At 68.2% G+C, this 24,949-nt stretch carries 23 protein-coding genes; 5 read left to right on the plus strand and 18 right to left on the minus strand.

Annotation, left to right across the window (positions count from 1 at the left end; genetic code table 11):
* Nucleotides 1-5: 5 nt before the first annotated feature.
* From GY40_RS10490 to GY40_RS10520, 7 genes are all read right to left on the minus strand, one after another.
* Nucleotides 6-794: a transporter substrate-binding domain-containing protein gene (locus GY40_RS10490; RefSeq protein WP_038361579.1), complete on the minus strand. Its 789-nt coding sequence runs from the start codon at nucleotides 792-794 to the stop codon at nucleotides 6-8.
* Between the two features lie 28 nt (nucleotides 795-822).
* Complete coding sequence (locus tag GY40_RS10495) at nucleotides 823-1,587, minus strand: amino acid ABC transporter ATP-binding protein (RefSeq protein WP_051987748.1); 765 nt, start codon at nucleotides 1,585-1,587, stop codon at nucleotides 823-825.
* Between the two features lie 15 nt (nucleotides 1,588-1,602).
* A complete protein-coding gene (locus GY40_RS10500) occupies nucleotides 1,603-2,271 on the minus strand; it encodes an amino acid ABC transporter permease (protein ID WP_038361581.1) in 669 nt (222 codons plus the stop codon).
* 13 nt (nucleotides 2,272-2,284) lie between these two features.
* Complete coding sequence (locus tag GY40_RS10505) at nucleotides 2,285-2,968, minus strand: amino acid ABC transporter permease (protein ID WP_038361584.1); 684 nt, start codon at nucleotides 2,966-2,968, stop codon at nucleotides 2,285-2,287.
* Between the two features lie 8 nt (nucleotides 2,969-2,976).
* On the minus strand, nucleotides 2,977-3,870 hold the full coding sequence (locus GY40_RS10510; protein ID WP_038361586.1) for an NAD(P)-dependent oxidoreductase: 894 nt from the start codon (nucleotides 3,868-3,870) through the stop codon (nucleotides 2,977-2,979).
* Nucleotides 3,871-3,918: 48 nt separating this feature from the next.
* Nucleotides 3,919-4,659 carry a FadR/GntR family transcriptional regulator gene (locus GY40_RS10515; RefSeq protein WP_038361589.1) on the minus strand — a complete coding sequence of 247 codons (741 nt, stop codon included), beginning with the start codon at nucleotides 4,657-4,659 and terminating at the stop codon, nucleotides 3,919-3,921.
* Between the two features lie 272 nt (nucleotides 4,660-4,931).
* Nucleotides 4,932-6,068, minus strand: a complete 1,137-nt coding sequence (locus tag GY40_RS10520) for an NAD(P)/FAD-dependent oxidoreductase (RefSeq protein ID WP_038361592.1) — start codon at nucleotides 6,066-6,068, stop codon at nucleotides 4,932-4,934.
* A gap of 234 nt (nucleotides 6,069-6,302) precedes the next feature.
* On the opposite strand from GY40_RS10520, the gene GY40_RS10525 reads away from it, so the two are divergent.
* From GY40_RS10525 to GY40_RS10540, 4 genes are read left to right on the plus strand one after another with little or no spacing between them, the layout of a single operon-like run.
* Nucleotides 6,303-8,384 (plus strand): hydantoinase/oxoprolinase family protein, encoded by a 2,082-nt coding sequence (locus GY40_RS10525; protein WP_081925336.1) that lies wholly within the window; start codon nucleotides 6,303-6,305, stop codon nucleotides 8,382-8,384.
* Nucleotides 8,385-8,389: 5 nt separating this feature from the next.
* A complete protein-coding gene (locus GY40_RS10530; RefSeq protein ID WP_038361594.1) occupies nucleotides 8,390-10,378 on the plus strand; it encodes a hydantoinase B/oxoprolinase family protein in 1,989 nt (662 codons plus the stop codon).
* Between the two features lie 59 nt (nucleotides 10,379-10,437).
* Nucleotides 10,438-10,689, plus strand: coding sequence for a (2Fe-2S)-binding protein (locus tag GY40_RS10535; RefSeq protein WP_051987864.1), 252 nt, complete (start codon nucleotides 10,438-10,440; stop codon nucleotides 10,687-10,689).
* Nucleotides 10,686-12,056, plus strand: a complete 1,371-nt coding sequence (locus tag GY40_RS10540) for an FAD/NAD(P)-dependent oxidoreductase (protein WP_038361599.1) — start codon at nucleotides 10,686-10,688, stop codon at nucleotides 12,054-12,056. Before GY40_RS10535 ends, GY40_RS10540 begins: the two co-directional genes overlap by 4 nt.
* A gap of 15 nt (nucleotides 12,057-12,071) precedes the next feature.
* Here the strand turns inward: GY40_RS10540 and GY40_RS10545 are convergent, their stop codons facing one another.
* The 6 genes from GY40_RS10545 to GY40_RS10570 form a co-directional block, all read right to left on the minus strand.
* Complete coding sequence (locus GY40_RS10545; protein ID WP_038361601.1) at nucleotides 12,072-12,977, minus strand: LysR family transcriptional regulator; 906 nt, start codon at nucleotides 12,975-12,977, stop codon at nucleotides 12,072-12,074.
* Between the two features lie 67 nt (nucleotides 12,978-13,044).
* Entirely contained in the window at nucleotides 13,045-14,355 is a 1,311-nt protein-coding gene (locus GY40_RS10550) for an NAD(P)/FAD-dependent oxidoreductase (RefSeq protein ID WP_038361604.1), read from the minus strand.
* 10 nt (nucleotides 14,356-14,365) lie between these two features.
* Nucleotides 14,366-15,094, minus strand: coding sequence for an amino acid ABC transporter ATP-binding protein (locus GY40_RS10555; protein ID WP_038362522.1), 729 nt, complete (start codon nucleotides 15,092-15,094; stop codon nucleotides 14,366-14,368).
* Between the two features lie 2 nt (nucleotides 15,095-15,096).
* Nucleotides 15,097-15,753, minus strand: coding sequence for an amino acid ABC transporter permease (locus GY40_RS10560; protein ID WP_038361606.1), 657 nt, complete (start codon nucleotides 15,751-15,753; stop codon nucleotides 15,097-15,099).
* A gap of 19 nt (nucleotides 15,754-15,772) precedes the next feature.
* Nucleotides 15,773-16,519 carry an ABC transporter substrate-binding protein gene (locus GY40_RS10565; RefSeq protein WP_038361609.1) on the minus strand — a complete coding sequence of 249 codons (747 nt, stop codon included), beginning with the start codon at nucleotides 16,517-16,519 and terminating at the stop codon, nucleotides 15,773-15,775.
* A 144-nt stretch (nucleotides 16,520-16,663) separates the two neighbouring features.
* Nucleotides 16,664-17,989, minus strand: coding sequence for an NAD(P)/FAD-dependent oxidoreductase (locus GY40_RS10570; protein ID WP_038362524.1), 1,326 nt, complete (start codon nucleotides 17,987-17,989; stop codon nucleotides 16,664-16,666).
* Between the two features lie 255 nt (nucleotides 17,990-18,244).
* Between GY40_RS10570 and GY40_RS10575 the strand changes: the two genes are divergently transcribed.
* The gene (locus tag GY40_RS10575) at nucleotides 18,245-18,733 is read left to right on the plus strand and encodes an Lrp/AsnC family transcriptional regulator (RefSeq protein WP_038361612.1); all 489 of its coding nucleotides are present in this window, start codon (nucleotides 18,245-18,247) and stop codon (nucleotides 18,731-18,733) included.
* A 7-nt stretch (nucleotides 18,734-18,740) separates the two neighbouring features.
* On the opposite strand, the gene GY40_RS10580 is transcribed toward GY40_RS10575, so the two are convergent.
* The 5 genes from GY40_RS10580 to GY40_RS10600 all read right to left on the minus strand — a co-directional run bounded on the left by GY40_RS10580 (nucleotide 18,741) and on the right by GY40_RS10600 (nucleotide 24,703).
* On the minus strand, nucleotides 18,741-20,408 hold the full coding sequence (locus GY40_RS10580) for an ABC transporter ATP-binding protein (RefSeq protein WP_038361615.1): 1,668 nt from the start codon (nucleotides 20,406-20,408) through the stop codon (nucleotides 18,741-18,743).
* Nucleotides 20,408-21,265: an ABC transporter permease gene (locus GY40_RS10585; RefSeq protein ID WP_038361618.1), complete on the minus strand. Its 858-nt coding sequence runs from the start codon at nucleotides 21,263-21,265 to the stop codon at nucleotides 20,408-20,410. The genes GY40_RS10580 and GY40_RS10585 overlap by 1 nt, the downstream gene beginning before the upstream one ends.
* A 2-nt stretch (nucleotides 21,266-21,267) precedes the next feature.
* A complete protein-coding gene (locus GY40_RS10590) occupies nucleotides 21,268-22,218 on the minus strand; it encodes an ABC transporter permease (protein WP_038361621.1) in 951 nt (316 codons plus the stop codon).
* An 89-nt stretch (nucleotides 22,219-22,307) separates the two neighbouring features.
* Nucleotides 22,308-23,921 carry an ABC transporter substrate-binding protein gene (locus tag GY40_RS10595; RefSeq protein ID WP_038362526.1) on the minus strand — a complete coding sequence of 538 codons (1,614 nt, stop codon included), beginning with the start codon at nucleotides 23,919-23,921 and terminating at the stop codon, nucleotides 22,308-22,310.
* A 65-nt stretch (nucleotides 23,922-23,986) separates the two neighbouring features.
* Complete coding sequence (locus GY40_RS10600) at nucleotides 23,987-24,703, minus strand: HAD-IA family hydrolase (protein ID WP_038361624.1); 717 nt, start codon at nucleotides 24,701-24,703, stop codon at nucleotides 23,987-23,989.
* Between the last annotated feature and the right edge of the window lie 246 nt (nucleotides 24,704-24,949).

Raw genomic sequence — 24,949 nt, forward strand, 5'->3', positions numbered from 1 at the left:
AGGGATCAGCCGCGCATGTTCGCGGGCAGGTCGGTGCCGTGGAACTTCTTGTAGATCGCGTTGAGCTTGCCGTTCTTGAGGTTCTGCTCGACCCAGGCGTCGAGCTTCTCGATCAGCTTCGGCTCGCCCTTCTTCACACCGATGGCGAGGTCGAAATTGGTGATCGAGACCTTGGGCTCGAAGGGCCGCGCCGGCGCCTTGACGCCGATCTGCGAGACGATCGTCGCCGAGCTCGCGACGCAATCGGCCTGGCCGGAGACGGCCGCCGTGACCATCGTCGCATCGTCCTCGTAGCGGGCGAGCTTGAGGTCGCGCTCCTTCATGTTGGTCAGCGTCGTGTCCTGCGTGGTGCCGCGCGAGACCGCGATCGTCTTGCCCTTCAGATCGTCCCAGCTCTTCGCCTCGACCGATTTCAGGCAGCCCACCACCGATTGCAGCGCGGCATAGGGCTTGGAGAAGTCGATCACCTTGGCGCGCTCGGGCGTGACCGACAGTGTCGAGATGATGATGTCGGCCTTGTTGGTCTGGACGTTGGGGATGCGGGTCGCGCCCGTGGTCTGAACGAATTCGAGCTGAAGGCCCCAATCCTTGGCGAGAAGCTCGGCGGTCTCGACATCCGAGCCGGTCGGCTTCATGGCTCCGTCGATCATGCCCGATGGCGGGATCGCGAGATCGGTCGCGATGCGGATCTTGCCGGCCTTCATGATGTCGTCGAGCAGGTCGGCGCGGGCGGCCTGGCCGGCGCAGGCCAGGGCCGTCGCCGCCAGCAGGGCAAGCGTGAGAGAGCGTTTCATCCTTGGTTCCTTCCCTTCTTTTTGGTCGTTAGAGCCCGGTTCCGACGAACTGGGCGAGTTCCGGCGTGGCCGGAGCCGACAGGATCGAGGCACTTCCGGCCTCGTGGACCCTGCCCGCATGCATGAACACCACCTGGTCGGCGATGCCTCGCGCGAACCCCATCTCATGGGTGACCATCACCATGGTCATGCCGTCCGCGGCGAGCTGTTCGATGACCTTGAGCACCTCGCCGGTCAGCTCCGGATCGAGCGCGGAGGTGACTTCGTCGAACAGCATCACCTTGGGCTGCATCGCGAGCGAACGGGCGATCGCCGCGCGCTGCTGCTGGCCGCCGGAGAGCTGCTCGGGATAGGCGTCGAGCTTCTCGGAGAGGCCGACCCTGGCCAGCATCGCCTTGGCGAGCTCGCGTGCTTCGGCCTTCCTCATCCGCTTCACCGAGACCGGCGCCAGCGTGATGTTCTGCTCGATGGTGAGGTGCGGGAACAGGTTGTAGCTCTGGAAGACGATGCCGACATCCTGCCGCAGCGCTCGAAGATCGATGTCCACGGCATCGACGCGGTGCTCGCAGACGCGGATTTCACCTGAATCGATCTTCTCGAAGCGGTCGATGCAGCGCAGTGCCGTGCTCTTGCCGGAGCCCGAGCGGCCGATCAGCACCAGGACCTCGCCGCGTTCGACGGTGAAGCTGACGCCGTCCAGCACCTTGAGCGCGCCGAAGCTCTTATGGACCTTGTCGAGCACCACGATGGGGCGTTCGACGATGAGGTGTTCCTGGGGGCGTTCCTGGCTCATGGCTTTCAAATCTCGTCAGGCCGGCATCAGCTTCGCGCGGCCGACGCCCATGCGGCGTTCGAGACGCCGGCTGAGGAGCGAGATCGGGAAGCAGAGCGCGAAATAGATCAGGGCGATGATCGCGTAGATCAGGAAGGGCTCGAACAGCGAGTTGTTGATGATCTGGCCGGAGCGGGCGAGCTCGACGAAGCCGACGACCGAGGCCAGCGAGGTGTTCTTGATGATCTGCACCATGAAGCCCACGGTCGGCGGCGTGGCGATGCGCATGGCCTGGGGCAGGATGACCTTGAGCATGCGCTGGGTGCGGCTGAGCGCCAGCCCTTCCGCCGCCTCCCATTGCGGGCGCGGCACGGCCTGGATGCAGCCGCGCCAGATCTCGCCGAAATAGGCGCCGACATAGATCGTCAGCGAGGCTCCCGCGGCCCAGAGCGGCGTGATCGCGAAGCCGAGCGCGGAGAGGCCGAAATAGCCGAGGAACATGATCACAAGCAGCGGCGTACCCTGGACGAGCTGCACATAGGCGCCGCTGAGCAGCCGCACCGCCTTGCTCGGCGAGACCCGGGCGAGCGCGATCAGGAAGCCGACGACCCCGCCGCCGATCAGCGCGATCATCGATAGCCCGATCGTCCAGAGCGCGCCCTGGCCGAGGAAGAGGAGATGGTTCGCATTGAGGGAGCCGCCCATGATGATCGCTCCCCTAAAGCGGCGTGCCGAGGCGCCGGCGGCGCGGGAAGAGAACCTGCCCTAGCGCCCAGAAGGCAGCACGCAGCACGAGCGAGAGCGCGATATAGGCGAGCGCGACGAGGATATAGGTCTCGAAGGCGCGATAGGTGTCGGACTGGACGTAGTTGGCGACCGCCGTCAGCTCCTCGGCGGAGATCTGCGAGGTGACCGAGGACGCCAGCATCAGCAGCACGAACTGGCTGGTCAGCGACGGATAGACCTTCTCGATCGCCGGCAGCAGGATGACGTGCCAGTAGATCTGGACGCGCGAGAGGGCGAGCCCCTCCGCCGCCTCGATCTGGCTGGGCGGGATCGCCTCGAAGCCCGCCCGCATGATCTCGGCCGTATAGGCGCCGACATTGATGGCGAGCGCGGCCGCCGCGACGGAAAAGGCCGAGAATTTGAAGCCGATGCTGGCCAGCCCGAAATAGACCAGGAAGATCTGGACGAGCAGCGGCGTGTTGCGGATCGTCTCGACGTAAGCGGCGCAGAGCCCGGCGATGAAGCGGTTGCTGCTGCCGCGGCCGATGGCACAGAAGGTGCCGATCGCGCCGCCGGTCAGGATCGCGATGAAGGCGAGCTTCAGCGTCATCGCCGCGCCGTCGAGGAAGAGCGGCCAGCGTTCGAGCACGACGGAGAAGTCGAGATGGAGCCCCATCGCCGCCGTCAGGCCCGGTTCGTCATGCGGTCATAGACGCGAAACAGCGCCTGGTTGCCGTTCCCGCCTTCGCCATGGGCGCGCGCCTCGATGTACTGGCTGGTGACGAGCGCGGTGCCCGGCAGTGGCACCGAGAGCGCCTGCGCCTGTTCCTGCACGAGGCGCAGATCCTTCAGCATCAGGTCGATGCGGAAGCCCGCCCCGGCATCACCCGCGATCATCGCGGGGCCGAGCTTGTCGAGCATCCAGGACGCGGCCGAGCCGCCGAGCAGCACGGAGCGCATCTGATCGAGATCGACGCCGCAGGCGCGGCCGAGCGCGATCGCCTCGCAGACCGCCTGGATATTGATGCCGCAGATCAACTGGTTGCAGAGCTTGACCGCCTGGCCGGCGCCCGGCGCACCGACATGGGTGATGGTCGTGCCCATGCCCCGGAAGAACGGCTCGGCCTTGGCGAAGGCCGCCGCCTCGCCGCCCGCCATGATCGTCAGAGTCGCGGTCTTCGCACCGATCGGGCCGCCTGAGACCGGCGCGTCGACGAAATCGGTGCCCGTCGCCTTGAGATCGGCATGCATCCGGCGGACGGCGGCAGGCGAGATCGTGCTCATGTCGACGATCAGGCGCCCGCGCGGCGGCGCGGCCAGCAGGCCGTCCTCGCCATAGACGACATCCTCGACCTGTGGCGTATCCGGCAGCATGGTGATGGCGATATCGGCATCCGCCGCAGCCTCGGCCGGGCTCGCAGCCGGCTTCGCGCCCTCGGCCGCCAGCACGGTGACCGCCTCGTCGAGGACGTCGTAGACGGTGACCCGATGCCCCGCCTTGATGAGATTGCGCGCCATCTCGCGCCCCATCGTGCCGAGGCCGATGAAGCCGACGCTGCCCGTTTCGTTCCGTCCCATAACCTGCTCTTTCGGCATTGTTTTGATGAAATCGGCGCCTTGGTTTCGCTAGGCGCTCCGCGTCTCCGATCGGTCACCCTCACCGGTCACCGCGCGGCGGCGGTATTCGTCGCCGATCGCGAAATGGCGGCGCAGGGTCACCTCGGCGCGGTCGGGATCGCGCCCGACGATGGTGTCGAAGACGCGCTTGTGGTCGTCGATCAGGTAAGTCTTCATCGAGCCGAACCGCTGGACGAGCTCGCGGCGGCTGCGATGCGAGCGCGCCAGCAGCGTCGACATGGATTCATGCAGCACTGCGAGCGTCGGCGAACGCGAGGCCAGCACGATGGCTCGGTGAAACTCGAAGTCGGCGTCGCCGCCAGCATCCGCATCGTCGATGGTCTCGCCGATGCGGACGAGCGCGCGTTGCAGCCGCTCGAAATCGGCGATGGTCGCGCGCTCGCAGGCCAGGCGCACGGCCTGGCACTCGATGGCGATGCGCGCCTCCATCACGTCGTCGATGAGGTCGGCCTGCTGGGCGAGCGCGAGCGTGAAGAAGTCCTTCAGCATCGAGGCGTCCGGCCGCTTCACGATGGTGCCGACGCGTTCGCGGATCTCGACGATGCCGAGCATGTGCAGGGCGCGCAGTGCTTCGCGCACGATCGGCCGGCTGACGCCGAGCTGCGCGGCCAGTTCGCGTTCGGCCATGAGCCGCTCGCCCTGCTTCAGCGTGCCGTCGAGCAGCCGCTCCCGCAGATAGGCGAAGACGCGCTCGAACCCCGACGCGCTGTCGGCACCTTGAGCATCCATCCCTGACATCACCGTTCTTATTGCTGGTAAGACCAGTACGATGACCAGAAGCGAAAATCAACCGCGAGATGGCGGCGGGTGAAGCCGTGCGCTGTTCGGGTTCGCGGGCTCCGTTTGCCGCGTCGATCCCGGAGATTTTCGGATATATCGGTTGAACCGTGCGGCCTGAGGCGGCCATCACCGGTGCGATAGTCGCTCAGGGATTGGGAAGCCCGCATCCACCGGGGCTTTGCGGTGGACCGCCCGGCGCGCCGTGCCGAAGAGCGCAGCGTTCAGCCCTGTGCCGCTGTCCCGGAAGCCGCCGCGAAGCGCTCGATGCGGAAATCGTGCAGCGGGATCTCGGTCGTGCCCGTCGCGATCAGCTCGGCCATGGTGTCGCCGACACCGGGGCCGAGCTGGAAGCCGTGCCCGCTGAAGCCGAAGGCGTGGAACAGGCCCGGCGTGGTGGCGGAGGGGCCCATCACCGGCAGCATATCGGCGAGATAGCCCTCGCAGCCCGACCAGGTTCGGATCACCGCGACATTCGCCAGCGCCGGTAGCAGGCGCACGAGCGCGCGCAACTGGGCCGGCAGGCGTGCCGGGTCGGCCTTGGCATGGCCGGGTTCGAGATCGACCGCAACGCGCTCGGCCGCGCCGCCGAAGACGATGTTGCCGCGCTCGACCTGTCGAAAATAGCCGTCCGCTCCATGCTGGCGGCTCCAGATGCCGACCACGGGCAGGACGCGGTGGGGCAGGGGTTCCGTCACGCCCATCTGCGGGCCGCGCGGCGTCAGCGGCACGGGCTCGCCGAAACGGGCGGCGATGGCTGCGCCCCAGGCGCCGGCCGTGTTGAGCAGGCGATCCGCCTCGAACACGCCTTTGGCGGTGGTGACGCGGAAGCCCGCCGCCGTCGCCTTGAGGTCGGTGACCGCGCAATCCTCGACGATGCTGGCGCCGAGCCGCCGCGCCGCATCGGCGAAGGCGGGCGCGATCAGCCGCGGATTGCCGGACCCGTCCTGCGGGGAGAACGAGGCCGCGATCGCGCCCGGCCCGAGACCGGGAAAACGTGCCCGGATCTCGTTGGCGCCGAGCTCTTCCAGTTCCAGCCCCCAGGGACGCGCGGCTTCGGCATAGGCGCGCATATCCGCCAGCGCGTCCTCCTCGAAGATCAGGCGCAGATGGCCGGTGGCGCGGAACTCGACGTCGCGCCCGAGCATGCGCGCGGCCTCGCCCCAGAGTGCGCGGGAGCGATGCGCCAGCGGCAGTTGCGTGAGATGGCGGCCGGTGCGGCGGATATTGCCGAAGGAGGCGACGGTCGCTCCCGTTCCCACCCGGCCGCGCTCGAGCAGCGTCACGCGCAAGCCCCGCCGGGCCAGGAAATAGGCGGAGGCGGTTCCCATCAGGCCGCCGCCGAGCACGATCACGTCCATATCCGCCTCTCGCCGCGCCGAGGCGGCAGGTCGTCCATCCTCCGAAGCTGCCGCCCCCCGGAACTCCAGTCAAAGACGCGTTGGCGCGAAGGCCATAAGCGCCGCCTATGGACATGGCACAAGGCGGCTGCCGTCGAGGGCATAAGTCCGGCTTATGCGTCTGCCCGGCTTGTCTCTTGGACGGGGCAGCGTCGCCCATGCCAGCTTCCGGGTCGGCACAGGAGAGGCATGGACATGGCAGGCGGGACAGCGCTCGGCACAGATATGGGCGACGGCGCGGATTGGAAGATCGGTGTCGATATCGGCGGCACCTTCATCGATTTCTGCGCCCTGGAAGCGCGCAGCGGCCGCGTCGCCTCGCTCAAGGTGCTGACGACGCCGGACGATCCGGGCGCGGAGCTGATGACGGGCCTCACGCTGCTGGCCGAGCGCGAAGGGCTCGATGCCACCGCCGTGACGCGCTTCGTCCACGGCACCACGGTCGGCGTCAACACGGTCATCCAGCGCAAGGGCGTGCCGCTCGCGCTCTTCACCAATGCCGGTTTCGAGGACGTCATCGAGCTCGCCCGGTTGCGCATGCCCGAAGTCTATTCCCTGTTCTGCTCCCGCCCCGAGCAGCTCATCACTCGCGACCGTGTCTTCGGCATCCCCGCCAGGATGCGCTCGGACGGCCGCGAGACGGTCAAGCCCGATCTTGCTGCGGTTGCCGCCGCGGTGGCTTCGGCCAAGGCGCGCGGCGCCGTCGGCATCGTTGTCGCCTTTCTGCATGCCTGGCGCGACGGCACTCAGGAGGAGGCGGTGAAAGCCGAGATCGCGCGGCTCGCGCCCGAGCTCTTCGTCTTCACCTCGGCCGAGGTCTGGCCGGTGATCCGCGAATATGAGCGCACGACGACGGCGATCCTCAACGCCTATGTCCATCCGCGCATCGCCGGCTATCTCTCGGCGCTGGAAGAGCGGCTGGAGGGGCGCGGCGTGCCCGCGCGCTGCCTGCTCACCAAGTCCAATGGCGGCGTGATGAACGCCGCCGAGGGCAAGCGCGCCTGCGTCTCCATGCTGCTGTCGGGCACGGCCTCGGGCGTGATCGGCGCGGCCTGGTTCGCGCGGCAGGCTGGCGAGAAGCGTGTGTTGACCCTCGACATCGGCGGAACCTCCGCCGATTTCGCCCTGATCATCGACGGCGAGGCGCAATACGGCACCGGCGAGATGATCGGCGAGTTCCCGCTCTATATCCCTTCCGTCTCGGTCAGCTCGATCGGCATTGGCGGTGGCTCCATCGCCTCGGTCGACGGTCAGGGCGTGCTGCGCGTCGGCCCGGAATCGGCCGGCTCGACGCCGGGGCCCGCCTGCTACGGCCGCGGCGGCGAGCAGGCGACGGTGACGGACGCGATGGTGGTCTGCGGCTGGCTCGGCCATAGCGAGATGGCCTATGGCCAGCTCAGCATGGATATCGGCCTCGCCCGCGCCGCCGTCGGGCGCCTCGCCGAGGCACTCGGCCGCTCGGTGGAGGAGGCCGCCCAGGCCATCCTCGACATCGCCGTCTCCGAGATGTTCGTCGAGGTCGAGAAGCTCTCGTCGCGGGCCGGCGTCGATCTCAAGGATTTCACGTTGATGCCCTTCGGCGGGGGCGGCCCGATGCTCGGCGCCTTTCTCGCCCGCGAGCTCGGCATGACCCGGCTGATCGCGCCGCGCCGTCCCGGCGTCGTCTCGGCATTGGGCGGCCTCGTCGCCGATCTGCGCGGCGATTTCGTGCGTACGCTCTTCGCCGAATTGTCGCCGGGTGTGCTGCCGGAGCTGAGCCGGGCCTTCGCCGCGATGGTGCAGGACGGACGCGCCTGGCTCGCCGCCCAGGGCCATGCCGGACCGGCCGATCTCAGGCTCTCGGCCGATATGCGCTATGTCGGCCAGAGCTACGAGATCGAGGTTCCGCTGCAGCCCGTCTGGCTGGAGAGCGGCGACGCCGAAGCGATCGCGCGGGAGTTCCACCTGACGCATGCACGCATCTACGATTTCGACGATGCGCAGGGCCGCGTCGAGATCGTCAACCTACGCCTCTCGGCCATCGGCGCCGGCCCGGCGCTGACCTTCCCCGAATGGGATGAGGTCGAGGAGCAGGCAGAGCCCGAACGCGAGATCGCGGTCCATACCGGCGGTGCCCGCCGCGCGGTCGGCCTCTATCGCCGCGCCGAGCTGAAGCCCGGCAGCCGCTTCGCCGGCCCGGCCGTGGTGGCGCAGGAGGACACCACCGTCGCGATCCCCCTCGGCGCCCGCGCCCGGATCGACCGCCATCTCAACCTGCACCTGACCTTCGCGGAGTGACGCCGATGTTCGACCGGATGAAGCTGCAGGTCCTCGCCAACCACGCCCGCGCCGCGGCGGAGAATATGGCGCATACGCTGCACCGCACGGCGCATTCCGCCTTCGTCAAGGAGACGGAGGACTTCACCGTCATGCTGATCAGCCGGCGCGGCGACACCTTCGCCGTGCCGATGGAGCTGGGCGCGACCTGGTATCCCGGCCTCTCCTGGGCGCCCGCGATCGAGATGGTCGACAACTACAAGCCCGGCGACGTGGCCTTCACCAACGACCCCTATTCCTGCTTCGTCGCCACCCACGCCCCCGACACCCATCTCTGGAAGCCGGTCTTTCACGAGGGCGAGATCGTCGCCTGGACGGGCGGCCATATCCACAACACCGATATGGGCGGCGCGGTGCCGGCCTCGCTCTCCCGTGCGCTGACCGAGATCCATCAGGAGGGCATCCGCTTTCCCCCGATGAAGCTCGTCAACGAGGGTGTCTTCGACGAGCAGATCCTGCGGATCATGACGACGAACGTCCGCAAGCCGGACCTGAACATCGGCGACATCAAGGCCCTGGTCGGCGCGCTCAACACCGGCGAGCGCAAGGTGCTGGCGATGATCGAGAAGTTCGGCCGACAGGCCTTCCTCGAGGGCGTCGATGCGCTGCTCGACCATGCCGAAGCGCAGGCGCGCGAAGTGCTGCGGGCCATGCCGGACGGGACCTGGGAGTTCGCCGATTATGCCGACGAGGATTCGGTCGAGGCCAATCCCTGCCGCCTCAAGCTCAAACTGACGATCCGCGGCGGCGAGGCGGTGCTCGATTTCACCGGCTCCGACCCGCAGCTCGCGTCGTCGCTCAACGTGCCCTCCGGCGGCAACCCCCGGCATACGATGCTGCTGGTCGGGGTCTATTACGTCCTCTACACGCTGAACCCGAAAATCCTGCTCAACACCGGCCTGACGCGCCCCTTCACCTGCATCACGCCGGAAGGAACCGTGCTCAACCCTGTCTTTCCGGCGGCGGTCGGCATGCGCTCGCTCACCTGCGCGCGGCTGCGCTCGGTGATCTTCGGGGCGTTCTCGCAGGCGGTACCGGAGCGTTTGCCGGCAGCGCCCGCGGGCAACAACTGCATCGTCAACGTGATGACCACCGACGAGCGTACCAGCCGCACCGTCATCGCCGCGGTCAACCCGGTGGTGGGTGGCGGTGGCGGCATGCCCCATCGCGACGGCACCAACGGCTCGGGGGCCGACGCGGCCTATCTCAGGAACACGCCGGTCGAGATCACCGAGACGGAGACCCCGGTCGAGTTCGTCAGATACGGGCTGGCCAGGGACAGCGGCGGCGCCGGGCGCTGGCGCGGCGGGCTCGCCACCGAGATGGCCTTCCGCGTCTTCGCGCCGGATAGCCGCATCACCGCCCGCAACCGCGACCGCAGCTTCTTCCGCCCCTGGGGCGTGCTCGGCGGCCGCGCGGCGGGCCTGTCGGACATGGTCGTCAACCCCGGCGAGCCGGAGGAGCGACGGCTCGGCAATATCGACACCGCTGTGCTCCAGCCGGGCGACGTGCTCGAGATCCGCTCCGCCGGCGGCGGCGGCCGCGGCCATCCTTTCGATCGTGAGCCCTGGCGCGTCGCGACGGATGTGGCGCGCGGCTACGTCTCGGCCGAGGCGGCGGAGCGCGAGTACGGCGTCGTCATCCGCGCAGGCGAGGTCGACGAGGCGGCGACGCAGGCGCGCCGCGCATCACGCCCGCCGGTCGAGGGCCATTTCCATTTCGGCCCCGAGCGCGAGGGCTACGAGGCGCAATGGACGCCGGAAGCCTATGACCGGCTCACCGCGCTGCTTGCCGGCCTGCCGATCCACTGGCGCTTCTTCGCCAAGACGGAGATCTTCCGCCGGATGAAGGGCGAGGTGGGCGCGCAGGGCGTGGCGCAGGCTTTCAGGGAGGCGCGCCTGCGCTTCCCCGAAATGCCCGAGGGCGGTGCTGCCTTGCCCGAGGCGGCCGAGTGAGCGCGGCGGGCCATCCGGCCGGGCGCCTCGTCCGGCTTGCCGAGACGAACCGCGCGCCGATGCGCTTCGTCCTCGACGGCGCGGAACGGCAGGCACTTGCCGGGGACACGGTGCTCAGTGCCATCCTTTCCGTGGCGCCGGCGCTGCGCCATTCCGAATTCGGGGTGGAAACCCGCGCCGGCTTCTGCCTGATGGGCGCCTGCCAGGATTGCTGGGTCTGGCAGGAGGAGGGGCCACGTATCCGCGCCTGCTCGACGCCGCTCACTGAAGGCATGCGGCTGCTGACCGACGCTCCGGGAGACTGGTCGTGAGCGGCGGCGGAACGCCGCGCGTGGTCGTCGTCGGCGCCGGGCCGGCCGGCATCCGCGCCGCGCAGACGCTCGTCGCGGCCGGGCTGGCGCCGATCGTGATCGACGAGGCCGAGCGCGCCGGCGGCCAGATCTATCGCCGGCCGCCACCCGGTTTCACGCGCCCGCCCGAGACTCTCTACGGTTCGGAAGCGTCGAAGGCGGTGGCGCTGCATGCCGCCTTCGACGGAATGCTCGCGGCAGGCCGGCTCGTCCATCACGCGCGCAGCTCCGTCGCCGCCATCGCGAATGGGCGCCTGCTCGTGCTCGGGCCGGCCGGCAGCCATTGGGTCGCCTATGATCGCCTGATCCTCGCGACCGGCGCGATGGATCGCATCATGCCGGTGCCGGGCTGGGAGAACCCCGGCGTCTACGGCCTCGGTGCGATGCAGATCGCGCTGAAGGCGCAAGGCGCGGCGCTCGGCCGTCGCATCGTGCTGGCGGGTTCGGGCCCGCTGCTTACCTTGCTCGCGGTGCAATTGCTGAAGGCCGGCGGCGAGGTCGCGGCGGTGCTCGACACCTCGCCGATGCGCCGGCAGCTTGCCGGTCTCGGTGGTCTCGCGGCACGGCCGGTTTTCGCCCTGCGCGGGCTCGCGATGCGGGCGCGCCTCGCCGGGCTCTACCATGCCGGGGTCCGGCTCGACCGGATCGAGGCCGATGCGCGCGGGCCGGTGGCCATCCGCTGGCGCGACGCGGCCGGGCAGGAGCGGCGCACGGACTGCGACGCGGTTGGCCTCGGCTGGCATCTGCGGTCCGAGACGCGGCTCGCCGATCTCGCCGGGTGCGATTTCGCCTATGATGAGAGCTGGCGCCAATGGCTGCCGAAAGCCGACGAGATGGGGCGGGCCAGCGCGGGCGTCTATCTCGCTGGGGACGGCTTGCGCATTCTCGGCGCCGATGCGGCCGAGGTCGCGGGGCGCCTCGCCGCCGCTGCCTGCCTGCAGGATCTCGGCCTGCCCGCGCCCGATATCGCCGCCGACAGGCGCCGGTTGCGTCGTTTTATCCGTTTCGCTGACGGCATCGCCCAGGCTTTCCCCTGGCCGTCGGGCGCCGCGCTTCCGGACGAGACCGTGATCTGCCGCTGCGAGGGCGTGACGGCGGCGGAGTTGCGCGAGACCGTCGACTTCGGCGGCGGCGAGGTCAACCGCGCGAAATCGCTCGGCCGCGTCGGCATGGGGCGCTGCCAGGGCCGCTATTGCGAGCTCGCCGCCGCCGAGATCGTGGCCGCCTGCGCAGGCCTGGGCTGTGCTCGCGAAGCCGGCCGGCTGCGGGCCCAGGCTCCGGTCAGGCCCGCGCCGATCGGTGCGTTGCTGGAGGACGCCGACGGTTGAGGCGTCCGCGCGGGCTCACTCGCCCGCAAGCGCGGCCCGGCTGAAGTCGCGGCCGGCGGCTCTGAGGCAGTCGCGCATCCATTCATGGCTGGCGGAGAGCGGCCGGTCCTTGCTGGTCACGATCGCGATCGGCACCTCGATCCGCGGCGAGAACGGCCGGGCGACGATGCCGTTGAACTGCTCCCATGGCAGCAGCCCGTCGACGACGGCAAGGCCGAGGCCGTCGCGCACGAAGGGCAGCGCCGTGATGGACAGGTCGATCTCGATCGCGGGAGCATAGGCAAGCCCCTCCGTTTCGGCCGCGACCGCGAGCAGGCGCCCCGGCAAGGTGTCGGCGCGGTAGGAGATCAGGGTCTCCGCCTGGATATCCGCGAAGCCGATCCGGTCCAGCGCCGCGAGCCGATGCTGCGCGGGCAGCACGCAGACCAGATCGGCATGGCCGACCGTCTCCGTGACGATTCCCTGATGCGGCAGGTTGTTCATGGTGATGCCGAGCGAGACCTCGCCGCTGCGCAGCATGTCGATGATGCTCGCCTGCGACGCGATGAGCGAGCGCACGACGATATCGGGATGCGCTTCCCGGAAGGCGAGCAGCGCGCGCGGCACGATCGACATCGAGGGTGGGGCGGATGCCGCCAGCCTGACGAGCCCGGTGCGCCCGTGCCGCATGTCGACGGTGCGCCGCCGCAGCGCATCGAGCTCCCCGAAGATGTGCTCGGCCTGGGCGTAGAGCTCCTCGGCCTCCTGCGTCGGCACCAGCCGGCCGCGCACGCGGTCGAACAGCTTGAAGCCGAGCTGGTCTTCGGTGTGGAGCAGGATCTGGCTCAGCGCCGGCTGCGAGATGTTGAGCATCGCCGCCGCGCCGGTGACGGTGCCGCTGCGCATCAGCGTGCAGAAGACTTCGAGTTGGCGGGCCCGCATCGGTGGTTCCAGCATCAGCGATGGCGCAGACATCGCCGCCGCGAGCGCCGATGTCCAGTCCGATGCTTTAACGCTGCTCCCAGCGATCCAGCATCTCGTAGAACTGGACGGCGAGCGGCAGGAACCAGGGCTTGCCGTAATAGAGCGGGCGGCTCCTGAACGGCAGGTCCTCATAGGCGCTGGGCTTTTCCACGCTGCCGAGCATGCGCTCAGCGATCCTGTGGCCGAACCAGCTTGCCCGCGCGATGCCGGTGCCGTTGTAGCCACAGGCGTAGAAGATGCCGTCCTGCTGCCCCAGATGCGGCAGCTTGTCGAAGGTGAAGCCGGTCTGGCCGTGCCAGTAATGGGTGAGGGGCGTCCGTTCCAGCTCCGGGAAGACCTGCAGCATCTGCTTGCGCAGATGGCCGGCATTGGCCCGCGCCACGTTCTCGCCGTTGACCTTGAGCACGCGGCCGCCGAAGAGCACGCGCGTGCCGTCCGGCGAGGGCCTGTAATAGGTCACGACGCGCTGGCTGCCCGCCAGCATGCGCCGCTTCGGCATCAGCCGGTTCATGACCTCGGGCGGCAGCGGCGCCGTGGCGATGAGCGCGCTGCGGATCGGGATGATCCGCCGCTGCAGGAAGGGCAGGAGCGAACCCGTATAGCCGTTGGTGGCGACGAGGAGCTGCTTCGCCGCGATCCGCTGCCGGCCGACGGAAACGGTGAAGCCGCCGGCGTCCGGCGCGATCGCCGTGACGCGCGCGCCGCCGAAGAGCTGGGCTCCGGCGCGGCGCGCCGCTTCGGCGAGGCCGGCGACATAGCGGGCGGGGTGGAGCCCGGTATAGCCGGGAATGGCGAGGCCGCCATGGTAGAGATCGGTGCCGATCTCGCCATGCTGCTCGGCCCGCGGCACCAGATAGGCGTCGCAGGGCATGACCTTGCGGATGCGGTCGAGCTGGCGGCCCATGGCCTCGTAGAGGCGCGGCGTCATGGCGCCGCGGAAATAGCCCACCGCAGCGAGGTCGCAGGCGATGGCCTCGCGCGCCACGACGTCCTTGATGTGCTGGAGCGCAAGAAAGCTCTCTTCGACGATGGCGCGTGCCTTTTCCGGCCCATAGGCCATGGCCGTGTCGAAGGTCGCCCATCCCGGCCCCAGCATGCCGCCGTTGCGGGAGGAGGCGCCCCAGCCCGGCGCTTCCGCGTCGAGCACCGTCACCTGCTTGCCGGCTTTCGCCAGCGTCAGCGCCGCATTGAGGCCGGTGAAGCCTGCCCCGACGATCACGACCTCGCTGCTGGCCGGCAGCGCGGTGGAGGGGGCTGCCTTGGGCTCGGCCGCATCCCACCAATAGGGCGTGTCGACGGCGCCCTCGGCGAAGAACGGCCCGGTCACCTGTGCCATGCCGCGATCCTCATGCTTGCAGGATGCGCCGCAGGAAGTCCTGCGTGCGCGGGTTCTGGGGCCGGCTGAGCACTTCGCTCGGCGGCCCTTGCTCGACCAGTACGCCGCCATCGAGAAAGAGCACGCGGTCGGCCACCTCGCGGGCGAACCCCATTTCATGGGTGACGACGATCATCGTCATGCCCTCGTCGGCGAGCGAGCGCATCACCGCGAGCACCTCGCCGACGAGCTCGGGGTCGAGCGCGGAGGTCGGTTCGTCGAACAGGATCGCATCCGGCCGCATGCCGAGCGCGCGGGCGATAGCGACGCGCTGCTGCTGGCCGCCGGAGAGCTGGGCGGGGTAGGCGTCGATCTTGGCGCCGAGCCCGACCCTTTCGAGGAGCTGTCGGGCCTGGGCGAGCGCCTGCTCGCGCGGCTCCTTCTTCACGAAGATCGGCCCTTCCGCGACATTCTCCAGCGCCGTCCGGTGCGGGAACAGGTTGAAGCGCTGGAACACCATGGCGACCCGCGTCCGCACCTGCCGGATGCTGCGCGCCTTGGTATCGACCCGCTCGCCATGCACGACGATCTCGCCGCCCTGATAGGTCTCGAGCCCATTGATGCAGCGCAGCAGCGTCGACTTGCCGGAGCCGGACGGCCCGATGATGCAGACCACTTCGCCCTTCTCGACCGAGAAGGAGACGTCGTGGATCACCTCGAGCGGCCCGAAGGATTTGCGCACATTGTGCAGCGCGACGATGCTCATCGGCCAGCCCCCAGACGCCGTTCGAGCCAGGCGTTGAACGCCGTCAATGGCAGGCTCATGGCGAGATAGATCAGCGCCACCAAGGTGAAGATCGCCGTGTTCTCGAAGGTGGAGGACGCCAGCAGCTTGCCCTGCAGCGAGAGCTCCGCGACCGTGATCGTCGAGGCGAGCGAGGAATCCTTGAGCAGCATCACCATGGTGCTGCCATAGGGCGGCAGCGCCACGCGGATCGCCTGGGGCAGGACGACGCGCCGCATCATCAGGCCCCAGCCCATGCCGATCGAGAGCGCGGCTTCCGTCTGCCCGCGGTCGATCGCCTCGATCCCAGCCCGGAACACCTCCGCCATATAGGGCGAATAGGCGATACCGAGGCCGATGATCGCGGCTTGCAACGCGGTCAGCGAGAGGCCGAGATCCGGCAGCACGAAATAGATGTAGAACAGCGTCACCAGGCCGGGGATGCCGCGCACCACGACGATGATCGTGCGCGCCGTCCAGGCGAGCGGCGCGATGCCGCTCACCCGCATGAAGGCCCAGAGCAGGCCGAGCGCCGTCGCGAGCACGAAGGCGCCGAGCGTGACCAGGATGGTCAGGTAGACGCCCTGCATCAGGATCGGCAGGAACGTCGGTACCTGGCTGAGGAAGTGGCTCATGACGCGATCCGCGGAACGCTCAGAGGCCCCACTTCTTCAGGATCGCGTCGAAGCGCCCATCTTTCTTGATGGCGGCGAGGCCGGCGTCGATCTTGCCCAGCAATTCGGCATTGCCCTGCTTCACGGCGATGTTGATCGGCCCGGGCACGGACGGCTTGTAGGACTTCACCAGCCGCAATTGCGGGAAGCGCCCCTGGGCGAGGTTGTAGGCCAGGATCGGGTAGTCGCCGATGCCGGCGTCGAGGCGCCCGTTCGAGACGTCGCGCAGGATGTCGGGCAGGCTGTCATAGGCATTGACTTCCGCGGCCGTGCCGGCGGCCTTCAGGGCATCGATGTAGCGGGTGCCGATCTGGGCCCCGACCTTCTTGCCCTTGAGATCGTCGAAGCCGGCATAGTCCTTCTCGTCCTTGGTCGATACGACGAGCCCCTCGCCATAGGCGTAGACGTCCTTGCTGAAGTCGACGACCTTTGCCCGCTCGGGCGAGCCGTACATGGCGGCCGAGATGATATCGATCTTGCCCGAGGTCAGCGCCGCGATCAGCGCGGAGAACTGCATCGGCTGGATCTCGACCTTGAAGCCCTGGTCCTTGCCGATCTCCTCGATCACGTCGACCATCATCCCCTGGATGGTGTTGGTCTTCGCGTCGAGGAAGGTGAAGGGCGTGCCCGTCGGCGTCGAGCCGACCTTGTAGACCGTCTGCGCCTGAGCGCTGGCCCCGGCCGCCACCATGGCGAGAGCCGCCAGAACCGTTCTCAATCCGATCATTCCCCATCTCCCCTTCTTGGAATCCACCCGGTCTCCCGAACCGGTTCATGCAGCATCCGTACCGTCCGTCGGGAGCGACAAGACGAATTCATGCCGACCCCATAAGATCGACTTATGTGCTCGCAAGCCAGCACCCGCCGGGGCTCAGAACTCGGCGACCTTGCCGAAGGCGGAGCCATCCAACCGTTCCGGCCGGTAGGGCGCCGGATCGACGATCGGCTTCGCGCCGCTGGCGATGTCGGCGATCAGGTGGCCGGCGCCCGGCCCAATGCCGAAGCCATGGCCGCTGAACCCGGCGGCGAGGATGAAGCCGGGCAGGCCCGCGAGCTCGCCGATCGCCGGGACGCCGTCCGGAGTCGAGTCGATATAGCCGGCCCAGCGCGCCTGCACCGGCACACCCTTCAGGGCCGGCAGCAGCTTGAGCGCCCGCGCATGGGTCGCGGCGATCTGCTTGCGATCGGGCGTCGGGTCGAGGATGCGGTTCGCCTCCATCGGCGTGGGCGCGTCGAGCCGCCAGCGCGCCAAGGTCTCGTGGCCGGCGCGCCAGCCTTGCAGGCCGCCGATGGCGAGGTTGCGCCAGCGTCGCAGGAACATCGGCACGAACTGGCGTGCGAAGCGCAGTTGCTGCGGCGTCGGATCGACGCGGGCGCCGCCGCTGATCGCGAGTGCATAGCCGCCATCGCCGCGGCGCGTCACCGAGACCTCGGTCGTGTGAAGGGCGTCCGGAATGCCGGACACCCCTGGCATCACCGACAGGATCGACGACCGCACCGATGATTGCGGGAAACGGATTCCGAGCTGGTTGAGGAAGGAGGAAGCCCAGGCGCCGCCGGCATGGACGACCGTGCTCGTGCGGATCGTGCCCTTTTCGGTGACGACGCCCGAGACCCGCCCGCCGCTCGTCTCGATCCCGCGCGCCGCGCAGAACTGGTGCACCGTGCCGCCTGCCTTGACGATGCCGCGCGCGATCACCGGCGCGGCGCGCGAGGGGTCGGCGGTGCCGTCGCTCGGCGAGAAGACGCCGCCCTTCCAGCTTTTGCCGGTGGCGGCGCCTCGGGCGGAGGCCTCGTCGCTGGAAAGCATGTGGGTGGTGACGCCCTGGCCGATCGCGAAATCGCGCCACTTCGCCCATCCGGCGAGCTGGGCCTCGTCGTCGCTGAGATAGAGCAGGCCGCAGCGGCGGAAGCCGAGATCCTCGCCGATCTCGGCGGCGAAACGGTCCCACAACGCGAGGCTCGCCGTCGCCATCGGCAATTCGCGCGCATCGCGATTCTGCTGCCGGCACCAGCCCCAGTTGCGGCTCGACTGTTCGGCGCCGATGCGCCCCTTCTCGACGAGCGCGACATTGATGCCGCGGCGCGCGAGATAATAGCCGGTGCAGACTCCGACGATGCCGCCGCCGATCACGACGACATCCGCGCTCTCGGGCAGGGTCGGGCTGGTCTCGATCTCGAAAAGCGGTGCCGGCATCACGGTCTCCTTGACGAAGACGAAGCCTAGCCCGTCGGGACAGGGGGCGCGCACCGCATATCGCCGTTCCGCGGCATTTCCTTCCGTTCGGACCGGCGGATTCCGCGTTCTTCTTTCGCGAAGTCCCGGTAACAAGGGCTTCGCGCGCGGCAGCATCTGCCGTGCGATTGCCGGGAGCGCCGGCTTCCGTCATGATCGGGCGGAGCCGGGCCGCCCATGACCCATCCTGCGACGGCGCCAGCGGACGAGACCCCCATGAAGCTCGATCAGATCGACATCAAGATCCTCTACGAGCTGCAGAAGAACGGCCGGATCACCAATGTCGAGCTGGCGGAGCTGGTGAACCTCTCGCCGAGCCCCTGTCTGATGCGCGTCAAGAAGCTGCAGCAGGAAGGCTACATCACCGGCTATTCCGCCCGGATCAATATCGGCAAGCTCGGCCAGACGCTGACGGTCTTCACCGAGGTGACGCTGAAGAACCACCGCCAGGTCGATTTCGCGCGGTTCCTGGCGGCCATCGAGAAGCTCGACCAGGTCATCGAATGCCACCTCGTCTCGGGCGGCTACGATTATCTCGTGAAATTCGTGACCAGCGGCATCATCGAGTACCAGACGCTGATGGAGCGGCTGATCGACCTCGATATCGGCATCGACAAGTATTTCAGCTTCGTCGTGCTGAAGTCGCCCATCGTCAAGCCGCACATGCCGCTGACGAGCCTGTTTCCGGTCACGGCGACGAGCTGAGGCGAGCTCAGCGCTTCGAGAAGGCGGCGACGAGCTCCGGATCGCGCTCGAGCGTGTCGAGCCAGGATGGGTCGAGCTTGGGCACCGAGGACATCAGCAGCCGCGCATAGGGGTGGCCGCCGGCCTTGCCGACCTGATCGGCCGGCAATTGCTCGACCTTCACGCCGCGATACATCACCGCGACCTCGTCGCAGATCGCCTGCACCGTCGTCAGGTCATGGCTGATGAAGAGGTAGGACAGGCCGAGCTCGCGCTGCAGCTCTTTCAGCAGCTCGATGATCGCCGCGGCGACGACCGTATCGAGCGCCGAGGTGATTTCGTCGCAGAGCACGAGCTCGGGGTCGGCCGCGAGCGCGCGCGCCAGGTTGACGCGCTGCTTCTGCCCGCCGGAGAGCTCGCCCGGCAGCCGGTGCTTCAGGGCGCGCGGCAGGTGCACGAGATCGAGCAGGCGGTCGATGCGCGCGTCGCGGGCCGGCCCACGCAGGCCGTGATAGAAGGCGAGCGGCCGGCCGAGGATGTCCTCGATCGATTGCGCCGGGTTGAGCGCGGTGTCGGCCGACTGGAATACGATCTGGAGCTTGCGCAGCTCTTCCGGCGTGCGGTCGCGCGCCAGGGGGGCCATCGGCCGTCCGTCGAAGCGGATATGGCCGGAGGAGGGCGGCAGGATGCCGGCGATGGTCCGGGCGAGGGTCGACTTGCCGCAGCCGGACTCGCCGATGACGCCGAGATTGCGGCCCCGTTCCAGCTTGAAGCTGACGGCGTCGACCGCGAGCATCAGCGGCTTGCCGTTCGGCTGCAATCGACCGTAGCCCGCACTGACGGCGTCGAGCTCGAGGACCGGCTGCGGCGGCGGGCTTGCCGTGGCGGCCGCCTGCGCTGCGACGCGGGCGACGGGCGAGAAGGCCGCCAGCAATTCGCGCGTATAGGGATGCTTCGGCGCGGACAGGATCTGCTCGGTCGTGCCGATCTCCTGGATCTCGCCGCCCTTCAGCACGACGATACGGTCGGCGATCTGGGCGACGACGGCAAGGTCGTGCGAGACATAGACGCCGGCCATCCGGCTTTGCCGCATCACCGATTTGAAGGCGCGCAGCACCTCGATCTGGGTGGTGACGTCGAGCGCGGTCGTCGGCTCGTCGAAGATCACGACCTTGGGGTCGCCGATCAGCGCCATCGCGGCCGAGAGGCGCTGCAACTGGCCGCCCGAGACCTGGTGGGGATAGCGTGAGCCGATCGACTCCGGCGCGGGCAGCGAGAGCGCCTTGAACAACTCGACCGCCTTGGCCTCGGCAGCGGGGCGCGGCATCAGCTGGTGGATGCGGGTGATCTCGATCACCTGGTCCATGATGCGCTGCGCCGGGTTGAAGGCGGCGGCCGCGCTCTGCGGCACATAGGCGACATCGACTCCGCGGACCTTCGCCCGCTCCTTTTCCGACAGTGCGGCCATGTCGCGGCCGTCGACGCTGACGCTTCCTCCGGCGATGCGGCAGCCCGCGCGAGTATAGCCGAGCAGCGTCAGCGCGATCGTGGTCTTGCCCGAGCCGCTCTCGCCGATCAGCGCGACGATCTCGCCGGGCGCGATCTCGAAGCTCACCCCCTTGATGATCTCGACGCGGCGGCCGGCATCTGTGGTCGCTTCGACCTTGAGGTCCCGGATTTCGACGAGAGGACTCATCATTCGCTCCGGTCGCGGATCTTCTGCGGCAGGTTGTCGATCAGCATGTTCACCGCGATCGTCAGGCTGGCGATGGCGAAGGAGGGCGCCATCACGGCCGGCGAGCCGAAGGGCAGGCCGCCAATATTCTCGCGCACCAGCGAACCCCAGTCGGCCTCAGGCGGCTGCACGCCAAGGCCGAGGAAGGACAGGCCGGACAGGAGCAGCACGATGAAGACGAAACGCAGGCCGACATCGGCCAGCACCGGGCCGATGATGTTCGGCAGGATTTCCGCGCGGATCAGGTAGCTCAGCTTCTCGCCGCGAAGGCGCGCCACCGTGACGAAGTCCGCGGTGTTGACGTTGACCGCAAGCGCCCGGGCGAAGCGATAGGAGCCGGGCGTGTAGATGATGCCGAGGATCAGCATCAGCACGGGGATCGAGGAGCCGACGCCGGCAACGGCAACGAGGGCGAACAGCTTGCTGGGGATCGAGCTCAACGCATCGATGAAGCGGCTCAGCACCGTATCGAACCAGCCGCCGGTCACGGCCGCCGCCATGCCGAGCGTGACGCCGATGCTGCAGGCGATCAGCGTGGCCGCCAGCGATATGCCGACCGTGTAGCGCGCGCCGAACAGGATGCGCGAGAGCATGTCGCGCCCGAGATAGTCGGTGCCGAGCGGAAACTGCAGGCTCATCGGGCCGAAATAGTCGGTGTCGACGATGTCGCTGATGCCGTGGGGCGTGACATAGGGCGCCAGGATCGCGATCAGCGCCCAGGCGAGGATGACGATCAGGCTGATCCAGCCGGTGAGGTTGAACCGATACCCGGTGCGGCGCTGGCTGGCGGTTGTCGTGTTGGCTGCGTCGATGGCCATGGTCAGCGCAATTTCGGGTTCGACAGGATGGCGATGACGTCCGCCGTCGTGATCAGGAGCAGGTAGACGACGCAGAAGATCATCGCGCAGCTCTGGATGAGCGGCAGGTCCCGCGTCGCCACCGCGTCGACCATCAGCTTGGCGATGCCGGGATAGTTGAAGATCGTCTCGACGATGATGACGCCGCCGAGCAGATAGGAGAGGGACAGCGCGACGGCGTTGACGATGGGGCCGAGCGCGTTGGGCAGCGCATGACGCAGCACGACCCGCGGGCGAGAGGCGCCCTTGAGCTGCGCCATCTCGGCATAGGGCGTGTTGAGCGCCTCGACGACGGCGGCGCGGGACATGCGGATCATCTGGGCCGAGATCACGAAGCTCAGCGTGAAGACGGGCATCGCATAGATGCGCAGCATCTCGCCGAAGGAGTGGACATCCCGCGCGAAGGACAAGGCCGGCAGCCATTTCAGCCAGACGGCGAAGATCAGCACGCCGGCGGTGGCGATCATGAATTCCGGCACCGAGATCACCGTGATCGTCGCCATCGTGACCGAGCGGTCGTAAAGCGAGCCGCGCAGCATGGCGGAGGTGATGCCGAGCGCGAGCGCGATCGGCACCGAAAACAGCGCGGTCGCCGCCGCGAGCTGGAGCGAGTTGCCCAGGCGCCCGGCGACGAGCTCCGCGATCGGCCGGTTATTGGCATAAGAGATGCCGAGATCGCCCGTCAGCATGCCGCCGAGCCAGCGGAAGAAGCGCAGGATCGCCGGATCGTTCAGGTGCATCGCCGCGCGCAAGCCCGCTACGGCCTCGGGCGTCGCGGCCTGGCCGAGCAGCACCTCCGCCACGTCGCCGGGCAGGATCTGGGTGGCGCAGAACACTACGAAGGAGACGATCAGCAGCGTCAGCAGCGCGACGAGCAGCCGTCCGCCCAGCAGGGACAACAGGTGAAGGTTCATCGACGCTCCCGCAGCTGACACCTCCGAGCGGAGTGTGACACGAAATGCGGGCCGGACGCACGCGCCCGACCCGCGGGAGAAGCGGGGCTTTAGCCTTCGAGCCAGACGTACTCGGCGAAGGCGTAGCCCATCATGCCGCCGAGCGGATTCGCGAGCAGGCCCTTCAGCTTGTTCGAGATGGCGTCGACATTCGAGATGTAGACCGGGATCGCGGTGCCGGCCTCGTCGGCGACCATCACCTGCATCTCGCCGTAGATCTGCTTGCGCTTGGCTTCGTCGAGCGAGCCGCGGGCCTCGAGCAGCATCCTGTCGAACTTCTCGGACTTGTACTGGCTCTCGTTCCACGGCGCCGTGGAGGCGTAGAGCAGCGAGAACAGGATGTCCGGCGTCGGCCGCGGATTGATGTTGCCGAAATGGACCGGGGCCTTCAGCCAGTAATTCGACCAGTAGCCGTCCGAGGGAACGCGCTGGATGTCGAACTTCATGCCGATCGCGTTGCCGGCCTGCTGGACGAGCACGGCCATGTCGACCGAGGAGCCGGCGGCATCCGAGGCGACGATCGGGATCGACTGGCCGAGGACGCCGGCCTTCTGGAAGAGGGACTTGGCCCGCTCGGGATCGAACGCCTTCGGCTTCAAGTCCTTGTTGTGATAGACGTTCATCGGCGGAACAGGCTGGTCATTGGCGATCTCGGCGAGGCCGCGAAGCGCCGACTTCTGGATCTGCTCGCGGTTGAGCAGATATTTCATGCCTTCGACGAAGCCCGCCTTGTCGCCAGGCGCCATGTCCAGCCGCATGTTGAGGTTCGTGTAGTTGCCGGTCGTGGTCTTCGACAGCACGACATTCGGCTGGCTCTCGACCAGGCGCATCGAGCGCGGATTGATCGCCGCGGCGAGGTGGATGTCGCCCGAGAGCAGCGCATTGACGCGCGCGGTGTCGTCGGTGATCGCGAAGAACTCGAAGGAGTCGAGGTTCGCGCCGCCGGACTTGAAGTAGTTCTTGTTCCTGACCGCGATCGAGCGCACGCCGGGCTCGAAGTTCTCGCAGACGAAGGCGCCGGTGCCGTTCGCCTTGGCGAAGTTCGTCGTGCCGTCGGCGATGATCATGAAATGGTGCGTCGACAGGATGGTCGGCAGGTCGCCATTGGGCGCCGCGAGCGTGATCTCGACGGTGAGCGGGTCGACGGCCGTGAAGCCGGTCATCTGCTTGGCCAGCGCGGCCGATTTCGAGCCGACGGCCGGGTCGAGATGGCGCTTCAGCGAATAGATGACGTCGGCGGAGGTCAGCGGCTTGCCGTCATGGAAGGTGACGCCCTTCTTGAGCGTGACGGTCCAGACCTTGGCGTCCTTGGTCTCGAATTTCTCGGCGAGCTCCATCTGCAGCTTGCCGTCCCCGTCCAGGAAGGTCAGGCGGTTGTAGAAGGCGCAGCAGCGGACATAGTCCGTCGAGAGCGAGGCCTTCGCCGGGTCGAGCGTATCGGCGGTCGAGGAGGACCAGCCGGCCGCCTTCAGGTTGCCGCCCTTGACGGGCGTCGCCGCGAGCGCGGAGGTGGCGCGCGCCAGTACGAGGCTGCCGGCGGAAGCGGCAAGGCCGCCGGCCATCAGCATCTGCAGGAGATCGCGGCGGCTGGCGCCGCGGCGGATCGCGTTCTCGACGAAGACGTCGTCGGCGCTCGTCCAGTTGGGCGTGATCTTGTCGGTCATCGTCATTCCCCTGTTTCGGTTGGTGCCGGCGTTTTGGTGCCGGCTTTTCTTCGATCCCGGCGTCTTCAGGCGGCCAGGCTGGACTCGACGGCGTCGGCGAGCCCGGCCATCGAGGTGAAATGGAAGTCGGGCTCGGTGAAATTCTCGGGCTCGATCGTGCCGCCATAGCCGGGCTGGGCGTGGCGGCGCTGGATCCAGCAATTGGTCAGGCCGAGCCGGCGCGAGATGCCGATGTCGTGATACTGGCTTTGCGCGACGTGCAGGATCTGGTCGCGCGAGCCGCCATCCTTCTCGACGAAGGCGAAGACCTGCTCGAAGAAGCGCGGATCGGGCTTTTCCGTGCCGGTGTCATCGACGGTGAAGCCGGCGTAGAACGGATTGCCGAGCGCGCGGGCGAAATGCTCGAAGGCCCAGCGCTGGGCGTTCGTCATGGCGATGAGCTTGTAGCGTTTCGCCAGCCGGGCGAGCGCGGCGGCGCTGTCGGGGAAGGGCCGCCAGTCCTTCACGGCATCGCGCAGGCGCCGGCCATGGCTCTCACCGGCCGGCAGGCCGAGCTTCGGCGCGATCACGCCGTAGACGCGGACGAGATCGTCCGGAAAATGCTGCACATCCGGCATGTAGCGGGCGGAGCGGTAGAGGTTCAGCGCCTGTTCCCCGTCGAAGGCGACGCCGGCCTCGCGGGCGATGGCCGCCAGCGTATCGACGAGACCGCCCTCGAAATCGATCAACGTGCCCACGACATCGAACGTCATGTAGCGGAAATCGCCAAAGCTCTTCGTCATCGTCTCTCCGCGTCGCTTGCCGCGCAGGCGCCGATGCTTCGGCGCCGCCGCATCGTTTCAGTCCGCCTTGCGGGCTTCCGCGGCGGTCGTGCCCTGTTCCCCGGCCGCATCTGCGTCGGCCTCGACCCAGTCTCCCACAGACGGCTCGCCGGATTCACCGAATGTCGAAAACCGGACGGCACAAAATTCCGAATTCGCCGCTGCTGCGGAATATCGGCTTCCCTTGGGGCAAAAGAGAGGATGGAT

Source organism: Allobosea sp. UNC402CLCol (assembly GCF_000745475.1).
Classification (GTDB): domain Bacteria; phylum Pseudomonadota; class Alphaproteobacteria; order Rhizobiales; family Beijerinckiaceae; genus Allobosea; species Allobosea spartocytisi.